This window comes from Stenotrophomonas sp. 05L414_2 (genome assembly GCF_056397905.1).
In genome coordinates this window covers 1-11,841 of sequence record NZ_JBFTOJ010000132.1, presented here as the reverse complement: position 1 = coordinate 11,841, position 11,841 = coordinate 1, and the positions used below count along the sequence as shown (strand labels likewise).

The following is an 11,841-nucleotide window of genomic DNA, read 5'->3' as shown; positions in this document are numbered from 1 at the left end:
GGGCACCTTCGCGGTGATGCTGGCGCTGGGGTTCTCGATCAACGTATTGACCATGTTCGGCATGGTGCTGGCGATCGGCATCATTGTTGACGACGCGATCGTGGTGGTCGAGGGCGTGGAGCGGATCATGGCCGAAGAGGGGCTGCCGCCGCGCGAGGCCACGATCAAGGCGATGCGTGAGCTGACCGGTGCGGTGATCGGCATCACCCTGGTGCTGACGGCGGTGTTCATCCCGATGGCGCTGGCCAGTGGTTCGGTTGGTGCGATCTACCGCCAGTTCAGCGTGGCGATGTCGGTGTCCATCCTGTTTTCGGCCCTGCTGGCGCTGAGCCTGACCCCGGCGCTCTGCGCGACGCTGCTGCGGCAGGGCACACGTGGTCACCATGGCCGCGGCGGCGTGTTCGGTGCGTTCAACCGCGGCTTCGAGCGCATGACCGGGCGTTACCAGCAGGGCGTGGCGGCCGTACTGCGGCGCAGTGGCCGGGTGATGGGCCTGTTCGCTGCCTTGCTGGTGGCACTGCTGATCGGCCTGCATTGGTTGCCGGGTGCGTTCCTGCCGGAAGAGGACCAGGGCTATTTCATGACTTCCATCCAGCTGCCGGCCGAAGCAACCGCCGAGCGTACGCTGGCGGTGGTCGAAGCTTACGAACAGCATGTCGCCTCGCGGCCGGCGATCGCGTCCAACCAGGCCATCCTCGGCTACAGCTTTTCCGGTTCCGGCCCAAGTGCGGCGCTGACCTACACCATGTTGAAGGACTGGGGTGAACGCGGCGGCAGCACCGCATCGGACGAGGTGAAGGCGGCGCAGCAGGCCATGGCAACGGTCCCGGAAGGCGAGGTGATGAGCGTGATGCCGCCGGCCATCGACAGCCTTGGCCGTTCCTCCGGCTTCTCGCTGGCGCTGCAGGCGCGTACCGGACAGGGCCAGGCCGAGCTGCGCGCTGCCCTGCAGCAGCTGTTGAAGCTGGCAGAGGCAAGTCCGTTGCTGGCCGATGTGAATGCCGATGGCCTGCCGGCGGGCAGCAATGTACGGCTGGACATCGATCGCGCCAAGGCCGAAGCGATGGGCGTGGCGTTCACCGACATCAGTGCCACGTTGTCGGCGGCAATGGGCTCGCAGTACGTCAACGATTTTCCAAATCGCGGGCGCATGCAGCAGGTGATCATGCAGGCCGATGCGCCGTACCGGATGGAGCTGGAGGACGTGCTGAAGCTGTATGTCCGCAACAGCGAAGGCGGCATGGTGGCACTGTCCGAGCTGGTCACCCCGCACTGGACCGAGGCGCCGCTGCAGCTGCAGCGTTACCTGGGGTTCCCGGCATTGAATCTGTCCGGCACACCTGCCGGCGGGGTGTCCACCGGCCAGGCGATGGTCGAGATGGAGCGCCTTGCCCAGCAGCTGCCAGCGGGCTTCGCCCTGCAGTGGACCAGCCAGTCGCTGCAGGAGCGTGAGTCCGGCGCACAGGCGCCGTGGTTGCTGCTGCTGTCGATGCTGGTGGTGTTCCTGGTGCTGGCGGCGTTGTACGAGAGCTGGTCGATCCCGCTTGCGGTGATGCTGGTGGTGCCGTTGGGCCTGCTCGGCGCTGTTGCTGCGGTGTTGCTGCGCGAGATGCCCAATGACGTGTTCTTCAAGGTCGGCATGATCACGGTGATCGGACTTTCGGCGAAGAACGCGATCCTGATCGTCGAGTTCGCCCGCCAACTGCAACAGCAGGGACGCGGTCTGGTCGAGGCGACCATCGAAGCAGCACGCCTGCGATTGCGACCGATCGTGATGACCTCGCTGGCGTTCGCGCTGGGCGTGGTGCCGCTGATGCTGGCGCAGGGGGCTTCAAAGGAAACGCAACAGGCCATCGGTACCGGCGTGTTCGGCGGCATGGTCAGTGCGACCGTGTTGGCCGTGTTCTTCGTGCCGGTGTTCTATGTGGTGGTGCAGGGGGCGCAGCAGTGGCTTGCGCAGCGCCTGCGCCGACGCCGGCCGACGCCGGGAGGGAGCGTGGATGGAAAGCAGGTGGATGGAAAGCAGGAACCCTGAGGGCCTGTACGAGGCGCAGCTGCGCGTGTTGGAGCAGCAGCTGCGGGATGCGCTGCTGGACGGCGACCATGGCGCAGCCACTGCGCTGCTGTCACCGGTGTTGTTCATGATGGACGGGCAGGGCGGGCGGGTGCTCGAGCTGCCCTGGTTGAGGGACTGGCAGCAAGGGCGCCTGCAGATTCTTGCGCTGCAGGTGCATGCAGTTGAAACGTTGCTGTGTGGTCGGCTGGCGTTGTTGTCCGGCGATGTTCAGCTGCATGTGCATTGGCGGGGACGCGAACACGTGCAGCGCTTGCGCTTGTTGCGCGTCTGGACAAGCGCTTCCAGTGCCAGCGGCGCGCAGCTGCTGTCGATGGCGGCGCTGGCAGGCTGAACAGGGTCATGCGGCTTTCAGGCCCCGTTTGCGTGCAGATGGTAGGGTCCAGGGTCTCTGTAGTTTCGACAAGGAGTCGAGCCATGCGTGTAATTCCCAGTCTGTTGGCTGCCTCCCTCGGCCTCGCGCTGAGCGCCTGCCAGCCGGCCCAGGCGCCGGCCGCCAGTAATGCAGGCGATGCGGCCGCAACGCCGGCACCGGCACCGGTGGCCGCCGACGCTGATGGCGGCGGCAAAGGCGCCGGCAACGAAACCCTCTATCGCTGCGGCGACCTTGATGTGCGCGCGACCTTCAACGGAGAGGACGCAGCGACGGTTGTGATTGGCGGGCGCAGTTTCGCGATGTCCTCCGAACGTGCGGCCTCCGGTGCGAAGTATGGCGACGGCAAGGGCAACAGCTTCTGGACCCGTGGCAGTGACGAAGCGCTGCTCAGCCTGAAGGGCGAGGCGGACCGCGAGTGTGGCGCGGTGGAAGCGACCGAGGGCGATGGCAGTGCCGGCAACGCGGCGTTCCGTGCCACCGGCAACGAGCCGGGCTGGCTTGCCGTCGTCGACGGCGATACGCCGGGCCTGCAGGTGGACGTGGATTACGGCGAGCGCCGTTTCACCGTCGCCAAACCGACCGAGGGTGCGGATGGCTGGGTGGGCAAGGCGGCGGATGGCACCGACATCAAGCTGAGCTTCCAGCGCACCACCTGCCAGGACGGCATGAGTGGCGAGACATTCGAAGCCAAGGCGATGCTGGCCGTGGGCACGCGCCAGTACCACGGCTGCGGCAACTTCGGCGGCAAATAAGAAAAAGGGGACGGAGGGGATGACGTTGTTTGTGCCATGAACGACGTCATCCCCTCCGTCCCCTTTTTTGCGTCAGCCCTCGCAGGGCTTCAGATCCAGATCGGGGGACAGGTCGTAGCGCAGGTTCACGCCGATCAACGCCTGCCGGATCGCGCAGTCATCGCGATGGCGGGCCACCAGGTCGGCAAAGATCTTCTCTCGATCGTCGCAGAACCTGGCGATGGCGGCCTCCAGCTCGCGACGACGGGCGTCGTCGTAGGGTTCTTCGCCGGCAAAATGCTGGCAGCTGTTCTCCCGTTCGATGAAGGCCTGCACATCGGCCGGCATGCCGCAGTAGATGCGGATGTCCTGCACGAAAGCGACGTCGTCGGGGACGCTGCAACCGGCGGCAGCCCGCGCCTGTTGCTCCTCCTCGGGGCTACCTGCCAGCGTCGCCACAGCATCTGCTTCATCTGCAGCCGGTGCAACCGCAGCGGCAGCGGTGTCCGCTGCGGCGGGCTGCGTCACCGCGTCCGCGGCGACGTCACCGGTGCTGTCCGCTGCGCGCGGCGAGCACGCCACGAGCAGGGACAGGCAGGCGATCAGCGCAGCGCGGTTAATCGGCACGGCCGGCAAATTCGCCGGTAGCGGTGTTCACCAGCACACGCTCGCCGTTGACGATGTACTCCGGCACCATGATCTCGATGCCGGTGTTGAGCTTGGCCGGCTTCGGGCGCTTGGTGGCGGTGCCGCCCTTCAGTTCCGGCGGCGTCTCGATCACTTCCAGCACCACCGAGGCCGGCAGCTGGATGGCCACCGGCTGCTCGTCGATCACCTGCACGTAGATGCCGGTCAGGCCGTCGGTGATGTAGCCGGCGTCATCGCCGATCACGTCCGCGTCCAGGGTGTAGGGGGTGTAGTCCTCGTCGTCCAGGAACACGAACGCATCGCCGTCCTTGTACGAGTAGGTGGACTGGCGGCGCAGCAGTTCGACTTCGACCAGGTTGTCGTCGGCATCGAAGCTGGCGTCGAGCTTGTTGCCGCCCGGCACGCTGTACATGATGAAGCGGAAGCGGACGTTGCCGCCGCGACCCTGCGGCGAGCTGCGCTCGATGTCGCGGATCTGGTAGACGCCGTTGTTGAACTCGACGACGTTGCCCTTCTTGATGTCGTTGGCTTTCATGATGATGTTGGTCGTTGGGGGAGGGCGCCGTCCCGGCGCCCGGGGGGAATCACTTCGGAGCGAGCCGGGTGGCGCCGTCCAGGCGGATGGTCTCGCCGTTGATGTAGGTGTTGCCGAGGATGTGGCCGACCAGGCTGGCGAAGTCTTCCGGCTTGCCCAGGCGCGACGGGAACGGGATCGAGGCGGCCAGCGATTCCTGCACGGCTTCGGGCATGCCATCGACCATCGGCGTCCAGAACACGCCCGGCGCGATGGTGTTGACGCGGATGCCGAAGCGCGACAGCTCGCGGGCCATCGGCAGGGTCATCGCCACCACGCCGCCCTTGGAGGCGGAGTAGGCGGCCTGGCCGATCTGGCCTTCGTAGGCGGCAACGCTGGCGGTGTTGATGATGACGCCGCGCTCGCCGTCCACGCCGGCCTCGTTGTGCTGCATGCGGTTGGCTGCGGCCTTGGCGACATTGAAGCTGCCGACCAGGTTGACCATCACCGTGCCCTGGAACCCGGCCAGCGGCATCGGGCCTTCCTTGCCCAGCACGCGGCCAGCGCCGAGGATGCCGGCGCAGTTCATGGCGACATTCAGGCCGCCGAGGAAATCGCAGGCCTGGTCGATGGCCGCCGACACGGACGCTTCATCACTGACGTTGACGTTGAAATAGCGGGCGTTGTCCTGCCCCAGCTCGGCAACAGCGGCCGCGCCCTTGGCGTCGTTGAGGTCGAACAGGGCGACCTTGCCGCCCTTGGCAACCAGGTGCTGGGCCACGGCCAGGCCGAGGCCGGAGACGCCGCCAGTGATCACGGCACGTACGGAAGACAGCTGCATTGCACGGTCCTGCAGGTTCAAGAACCGCCGATTCTAACGGAAGCGACGGCAGCCGCCGTTGTGCACTGCGCCGCCGGCCTCAGCCCAGTTCGCGGGCGCGGCGCAGGCGACGCTCGAAGTCGGCGGCGGGCAGGCCATGGGCGAACAGGAAACCCTGGCCGACGGTCACCCCCAGGTCGAGCAGGCACTGCCGTTGTGGCTCGGTCTCCACGCCTTCGGCGACCACGCCCAGCCCCAGGCTGCGCGCGATCGCGCAGACCGCCTCGCACACCGCCACATCCGAACGGTTGCGGGGAATGCCTTCGACAAACAGCTGGCTCAGCTTCAGCCCATGGATGGGCAGGCGCCGCAGGTAGTTCAGGGCGCTGTAGCCTTCGCCGAAGTCGTCGATGGTCAGCATCACCCCCATTTCGCGCAGGCGGGCGAAGGTGCGCAGGGTGTCCGGCGCATCCTCGATCAGCACCCGCTCGGTGAACTCCAGTTCCAGCACGCTGCCGGGCAGGCCGAATTCGTCCAGCACCTGCCGCACCCAGCGGGCGAGATCCTCACCGACGAACTGGCGCCAGGACACGTTGACCGCCACCCGCACCAGGCCGAGCCCGTCGTCCTGCCATTGCCGTACCTGCCGGCAGGCTTCGCGYAGCGCCCATTGGCCGATGCGCACGATGTCGCCGGTGTGCTCGGCGTGGCGGATGAACAGGTCCGGGCGCATCTGCCCCAGCTGCGTGTTGTGCCAGCGCATCAACGCCTCGCAGGCAATGGTGGCGCCGCTGCGCAGGTTGACCTGTGGCTGGTACACCAGGTGGAACTCGTCGCCATCGAGGGCCTTGTGCAACCGGCTCTCGATCTGCAGGCGGTCATGCTGGCGCTGTGCCAGTTCCGGGGAGAACACCTGCCAACCGTTGCGGGTGCGGCGCTTGCACTCGTACATCGCCGTGTCGGCGTTCTGGATCAGCTGCTGCGGCCGGTTGCCATCGCGCGGTGCGCGGGCGATGCCGATGCTGGCGGTCACCGGGAACTCGTCGCTGCCCAGCTGGAACGGTGCCGAGAACGCCGCAGTGATGCGCTCGGCCAGCTGTTCGGCCTGGTCCGGCTGGTCGCGCAGGTCGCAGATCACCAGGAACTCGTCGCCGCCAAAGCGTGCAAGCAGGCCTTCGGTGCCGATCGCAGTGGCGATGCGCCGGGTCGCTTCGATCAACAGTTCATCACCGGCGTTGTGGCCAAGCAGGTCGTTGACCACCTTGAAGCGGTCCAGGTCGATGTACAGCACCGCCACGCGGTCGTGGCTGGGGCTGTCCATGCGCACGCCGAGGTCGCTCAGCACCGCATCGCGGTTCATGATTCCGGTCAGCGGGTCRGTGCGGGCCTGCACGCGCAGGGTTTCCTCGGCCTGCTTGCGCTCGGTGATGTCCTGCACGGTGCCGGTGATGCGGGCGGCATCGACATCGCCGGCCGAGACCTCGCCGATCATCCGGATCCAGAACGAGTGGCCATCGCSGCGCTGGCCCTGCAGCTCCAGGCCGAAGCTGCTGCGGTGTTCGATGGTATCGGCCAGCGCCTGCTGCAGGGCGGCGCGGTCGTCGCTGCGCAGGCAGTCCAGCAGGTCGGGCATGTCCTCCAGGTCGGCCGGCTGGCCGACGATGCGCCGCGCTTCATCGGTGAGGTACAGGCGCTGCAGGCCGCGATCCCACTCCCAGCCGCCGATATGGGCCAGTGACTGCGCGCGCGCGAACAGGGTGTTGTTGCGCTTCAGTTCGGTGATGTCACTGAACATCGCATAGACATGGTCGGCCTGGTCGCAGCCGTTGCCGAACACCGGCACGTTGGTGGTGGACAACCACAGCATGCGTCCGCGCGGGCGGTGGTACAGGCCGATGATGGTGCTGCGGATCACCCGCCCGGCCTGGAAACAGCGGCTGGTCGGCCACTGTGACTGGGTCAACGGGTGGCCATGCTCGTCGACGATGATCCACGCTTCGGGATCGAGCATCGCGTTCAAGCCCACGCCGCCACCGGTGAGGCCGAGGATGCGATGTGCGGCCGGGTTGGCCGACAGCACGCGCAGGTCGCGGTCGAACAGGATCACGCCCTTGTCGATCGATTCCATCAACAGGCGATAGCGCGACTCTGCGCGCCAGCGCCCGCTCAGGTCGCGGGCGACGGCGACGATGCAGGGTTGGCCGCGGTCCTGGAAGCCGGCCGAGTGCACCTCCACCGGAAAGCGGCTGCCATCACCGCGCATGTTGGTCACTTCGATGACGTAGGTGTCGCCGCGGTTCAGTGCTTCCCACACCGGTTGCAGATGGTCGCTGGGCAGGTCGGGATTGAGCAGTTCGATCGGCTGGCCGACGATGTCCTCGCGCGGGCGGTCGTAGGCGACGATGCCGGCGCGGTTGACGTCCAGCACCACGCCTTCGGCGCTGAGGATGCTGACCGGGTCGGGCACGGCRTCGAACAACGCGGCATAGCGGGCCTGGGTATCCAGTTCGCGCTGCTGCGCATCGGCCAGCGCCTGCCGTGCCTGGCGCAGCAGCCTGGCCTGGGCCGGCGGCGGCGAAGCAGCCAGCGCCGCGTCCAGAGCGGCCAGCGCGACGTCGGTTGCGGCGGGTGTATCGCCGATGGCCGGACGGTCGCGCGGGCCGCTGTCGTTCATGTCGCTGCCAGCGCCTGCCCGACGCGGCTGGCGGTCGCGCGGCCGAGCAGTCCGGCCAGCCAGCGGCCGGTCTCGGCCAGCGACGGCAGGTCGACACCGCATTCCAGGCCCAGCCCCTGCAGCAGGTACACCACGTCCTCGCTGGCCACGTTGCCGCTGGCGCCCTTCGCGTACGGGCAGCCGCCGGCACCGGACACCGCACTGTCGACCACGCGCACGCCTTCTTCCAGGCAGGTGGCGATGTTGGCGATGGCCTGGCCGTAGGTATCGTGGAAGTGCACCGCCAGTGCGCTCATCGGGATCTCGGCAGCCACCGCCTGCAGCATCGCGCGGGCCTTGCGTGGCGTGCCGACGCCGATGGTGTCACCCAGCGAGATCTCATAGCACCCCATCTGGTGCAGTGCGCGGGCGACGCGCACCACATCGGCCAGCGGTACCTCGCCCTGGTACGGGCAGCCGAGCACGGTGGAGACGTAGCCACGCACGCGCACGCCGTCGGCGGCCGCGCGGCGCAGGATCGGCTCGAAGCGGGCCAGCGATTCATCGATGCCGGCGTTGGTGTTGGTGCGGTTGAAGGCTTCCGATGCAGCGGTGAACACCGCGATTTCCTGCACGCCGACGGCGCGCGCACGGTCGTAGCCCTGTTCGTTCGGCACCAGCACCGGATAGGCGATGCCCGCGCGGCGCTGGATGCCGGCATAGACCTCGGCAGCATCGGCCAACTGCGGGACCCAGCGCGGGCTGACGAAGCTGGTCGCCTCGATCGTACGCAGGCCGGTGGCCGACAGGCGATCGATCAGGGCGATCTTGTCGGTGGTGGCCACGGCCTGCTTTTCGTTCTGCAGCCCGTCGCGCGGGCCGACCTCGACGATGCGGACGAAATCGCTCATCGCGGCACCCCCATGAAAAGCGGGGCGGGGCGGGCAGGGCGGATGGGATCGGCTGGGGTCACGACGGTTCCTGGGAAACGGGGGCGGCCGGTCTTCGCCGGGCTGCCAGATGAGATACGCAGGCGGGTCGCACAAGCGGCCACGCCTGCGCCTGGTGGCGACGCAGGGGTCTACCCGGGCAGGTGGCAGACCGCCTCGATGTTGTTGCCGTCGGGGTCGATCACGAAGGCGGCGTAATAGTCCGGGTGGTACCAGGGACGCAGGCCGGGCGCACCATTGTCGCGCCCCCCTGCGGCCAGCGCAGCGGCGTGGAAGGCATCAACCTGGGCGCGTTCGGCGCAGACGAAGGCCACGTGCACGCCCTGGCTGAGCGGCGCCGCATTGCCCAGCCAGAAGAACGGCTTGCCGTGGTTGCCGAAACCCACGTGGTCGTGGGCACCGGTCTGTTCGGCGCTGACCTCCATCACCACGCCGATCTGCAGCGGTGCCAGCGCCTGCAGGAAGAAGGCACTGCTGCGCGGCAGGTCGCCGCTGTTCAAGCCGATATGGTCCAGCATGTCAGGCCTCCGTGACCCAGTGCGGCGCGCGTTTGTCGAGGAAGGCCCCCAGGCCCTCCTGGCCTTCGGCCGATACCCGCAGGCGGGCGATCAGGGCGGCATTGTCACGGTCCAGGCTGTCGCGATCATGGGCGTCGCGAACCTGCCGGACCAGCAGCTTGGCCGAAGCCGAGGCGATCGGCCCGGCCTTGTCGAGCAGGGCAAGCTGTCGCTGCACGGCCTCGTCCAGGCGTTCGGGCTCCACCAACTGGTGGATCAGGCCGATGCGCAGGGCGGTGTCGGCGTCGAAGTGCTCGCCGGTGGCGAACCAGCGGCGGGACTGGCGGCTGCCGATGGCCTCGATCACATAGGGCGAGATCACTGCCGGCAGCAGGCCCAGGCGGCTTTCGGTGAGGCCGAAGCGGGCGGCGCTGGTGGCGATGGCGATATCGCAGCAGGCCACCAGGCCGACGCCACCACCAAAGGCCGCGCCGTGGACGCGGGCGAGGGTGGGCTTGGGCAGCTCGTCCAGGGTGCGCATCAGCCGGGCCAGGGCCAGGGCGTCGTCACGGTTGTCGGCCTCGCTGGCGGAGGCCATGCCGCGCATCCACTGCATGTCGGCACCGGCAGAGAAGGAGGCACCGTGGCCGGCCACCACCACCGTGCGCACCGTGTCATCGCGGCCGGCCGCTTCCAGGGCTGCGGTCAGCCGGGCGATCAGGCCGGCGTCAAAGGCGTTGTGCAGCTCCGGCCGGTTCAGCCAGAGGGTCAGGACAGCGCCGTTGCGCTCGATCTGCAAAGCATCGTTCATGGGATTCCGGGGGTTGCTCCATACCTGTATGGATCATAGCGGGCCATTGGTCATGGGCCATGACGCGACGCGGGAATGTTAGAATCGAGAACCATTTACATCCAGCAGAGAACACGCTAGATGACGCTGTCCGAACTGCCCCTGCACGCCTCGGCCGTGGTCGATTCCGTGCAGGACCTGCATGCCAACGATGCCATCGCCCGGCGCCTGCGCGAGCTGGGCTTCGTCAAGGGTGAGGAAGTGCGCCTGGTGGCGCGAGGCCCGGTTGGTGGCGAGCCGCTGCTGGTGCAGGTCGGGTTCACCCGTTTCGCGCTGCGTATCAGTGAGGCCCGGCGCGTGGTCATCGACCCGGCCAGCCAGGAGGGACGTGCATGAGCGCCACCGCAACCGCCGCCCCGCTGCGCATCGCGCTGGTCGGCAACCCCAACAGCGGCAAGACCGCGCTGTTCAACCAGCTGACCGGCAGTCGGCAGAAGGTCGCCAATTACACCGGCGTCACCGTTGAGCGCAAGGAAGGCCGCCTGCGTGCGCCGTCCGGCCGCGAGTTCGCCGTGCTCGACCTGCCGGGCGCCTACAGCCTGCAGCCGGCCAGCCTGGACGAGGCGATCACCCGCGACCTGTGCCGGGGGTTCTACCCGGGTGAGGCCGCGCCGGACGTCCTTCTGTGCGTGATCGACGCCACCAACCTGCGCCTGCACCTGCGCTTCGCCCTGGAACTGCGCGAGCTGGGCAAGCCGATGATCATCGCCCTGAACATGGTCGACGCCGCGCAGCGCCGCGGCATCCAGATCGATGTGGCCGCGCTGGAGCGCGAGATCGGTGTGCCGGTGGTGGAAACCGTGGCGGTACGCAAGCAGGGCGCGCGTGCACTGGTGGAACGCCTGGATACGATGGTGCCGCACCTGGATGCGCCGCTGGCCGGCGTTGAGAGCGGCGTGGACTACCACGCGCAGGTGCGCGCGATCCTGGCCGCAGCCGTACGCATGCCGGCACGGACGGCGAAGATCGACGACACGCTGGACCGCTGGCTGCTGCATCCGGTGTTCGGCCTGATCACGCTGGTGGTGGTGATGTTCCTGATCTTCCAGGCGGTGTTCGCCTGGGCCACGCCGTTGATGGATGGCATCGAGGCCGGCTTTGCCTGGCTGGGTGAGCTGGCCGCCAGCGTGCTGCCGGCGGGTCCGCTGACCAGCCTGCTGACCGACGGCATCATCGCCGGCCTGGGCGGCGTGGTGGTGTTCCTGCCGCAGATCCTGATCCTGTTCGCCTTCATCCTGGCGCTGGAAGAGTCCGGTTACCTGCCACGCGCCGCGTTCCTGCTGGACCGCATGATGGCGGCGGCCGGCCTGTCGGGGCGGTCGTTCATCCCGCTGCTGTCCAGCTTTGCCTGCGCGGTGCCGGGCATCATGGCCACCCGCAGCATCCAGGACCCGCGTGACCGCCTGGCCACGATCCTGGTGGCACCGCTGATGACCTGCTCGGCAAGGCTGCCGGTATATGCGCTGCTGATCGGTGCGTTCATACCGGCCGGCAGGATCGGCATCTTCAACCAGCAGGGCCTGGTGCTGTTCGGCCTGTACGTGGCCGGCATCCTCAGCGCGCTGGYGATGTCGTGGGTGATGAAGAAGTGGCGYCGCGACAAGAGCGAGCACCCGCTGATGCTGGAGCTGCCGTCGTACCGCATTCCGCATCCGCGCGACCTCGCCGTCGGCCTGTACGAGCGCGGCATGATCTTCCTCAAGCGTGTCGGCGGCATCATCCTGGCGC

The 11,841-nt window shown here is 67.9% G+C and carries 12 protein-coding genes; 5 read left to right on the top strand and 7 right to left on the bottom strand.

All coding sequences use genetic code 11. The annotated features are described in order from the left end of the window. The 3 genes from AC1DJN_RS16405 to AC1DJN_RS16395 form a co-directional block, all read left to right on the top strand. Positions 1-2,035 (top strand): efflux RND transporter permease subunit (locus AC1DJN_RS16405; RefSeq protein ID WP_478039507.1); only part of this gene is annotated, 2,035 nt, incomplete at its 5' end. Further along, a complete protein-coding gene (locus AC1DJN_RS16400; RefSeq protein ID WP_442251841.1) occupies positions 2,016-2,408 on the top strand; it encodes a nuclear transport factor 2 family protein in 393 nt (130 codons plus the stop codon). The genes AC1DJN_RS16405 and AC1DJN_RS16400, both read left to right, overlap by 20 nt. A gap of 83 nt (positions 2,409-2,491) precedes the next feature. Beyond that, entirely contained in the window at positions 2,492-3,202 is a 711-nt protein-coding gene (locus tag AC1DJN_RS16395; RefSeq protein WP_442251840.1) for a COG3650 family protein, read from the top strand. A gap of 72 nt (positions 3,203-3,274) precedes the next feature. Here the strand turns inward: AC1DJN_RS16395 and AC1DJN_RS16390 are convergent, their stop codons facing one another. The 7 genes from AC1DJN_RS16390 to AC1DJN_RS16360 all read right to left on the bottom strand — a co-directional run bounded on the left by AC1DJN_RS16390 (position 3,275) and on the right by AC1DJN_RS16360 (position 10,074). After that, positions 3,275-3,808, bottom strand: a complete 534-nt coding sequence (locus tag AC1DJN_RS16390) for a hypothetical protein (protein ID WP_032975540.1) — start codon at positions 3,806-3,808, stop codon at positions 3,275-3,277. After that, positions 3,798-4,364, bottom strand: a complete 567-nt coding sequence (gene yeiP, locus AC1DJN_RS16385; protein ID WP_006363947.1) for an elongation factor P-like protein YeiP — start codon at positions 4,362-4,364, stop codon at positions 3,798-3,800. Before yeiP ends, AC1DJN_RS16390 begins: the two co-directional genes overlap by 11 nt. A gap of 49 nt (positions 4,365-4,413) precedes the next feature. Continuing rightward, a complete protein-coding gene (locus AC1DJN_RS16380; RefSeq protein ID WP_442251839.1) occupies positions 4,414-5,184 on the bottom strand; it encodes an SDR family NAD(P)-dependent oxidoreductase in 771 nt (256 codons plus the stop codon). 79 nt (positions 5,185-5,263) lie between these two features. Then, the gene (locus AC1DJN_RS16375; protein ID WP_478039504.1) at positions 5,264-7,837 is read right to left on the bottom strand and encodes a sensor domain-containing protein; all 2,574 of its coding nucleotides are present in this window, start codon (positions 7,835-7,837) and stop codon (positions 5,264-5,266) included. Further along, positions 7,834-8,727: a hydroxymethylglutaryl-CoA lyase gene (locus AC1DJN_RS16370; protein WP_033831001.1), complete on the bottom strand. Its 894-nt coding sequence runs from the start codon at positions 8,725-8,727 to the stop codon at positions 7,834-7,836. The genes AC1DJN_RS16375 and AC1DJN_RS16370 overlap by 4 nt, the downstream gene beginning before the upstream one ends. 170 nt (positions 8,728-8,897) lie before the next feature. Continuing rightward, entirely contained in the window at positions 8,898-9,284 is a 387-nt protein-coding gene (locus AC1DJN_RS16365; protein WP_442251836.1) for a VOC family protein, read from the bottom strand. Position 9,285: 1 nt separating this feature from the next. Continuing rightward, positions 9,286-10,074, bottom strand: coding sequence for an enoyl-CoA hydratase-related protein (locus AC1DJN_RS16360; protein WP_033831003.1), 789 nt, complete (start codon positions 10,072-10,074; stop codon positions 9,286-9,288). A gap of 120 nt (positions 10,075-10,194) precedes the next feature. Here AC1DJN_RS16360 and AC1DJN_RS16355 point away from each other — a divergent pair, with 120 nt between their 5' ends. Next, on the top strand, positions 10,195-10,449 hold the full coding sequence (locus AC1DJN_RS16355) for a FeoA family protein (protein WP_025874743.1): 255 nt from the start codon (positions 10,195-10,197) through the stop codon (positions 10,447-10,449). Continuing rightward, positions 10,446-11,841: ferrous iron transporter B (gene feoB, locus AC1DJN_RS16350; RefSeq protein ID WP_478039502.1), on the top strand; the 1,396-nt coding region annotated here is incomplete at its 3' end. The genes AC1DJN_RS16355 and feoB, both read left to right, overlap by 4 nt.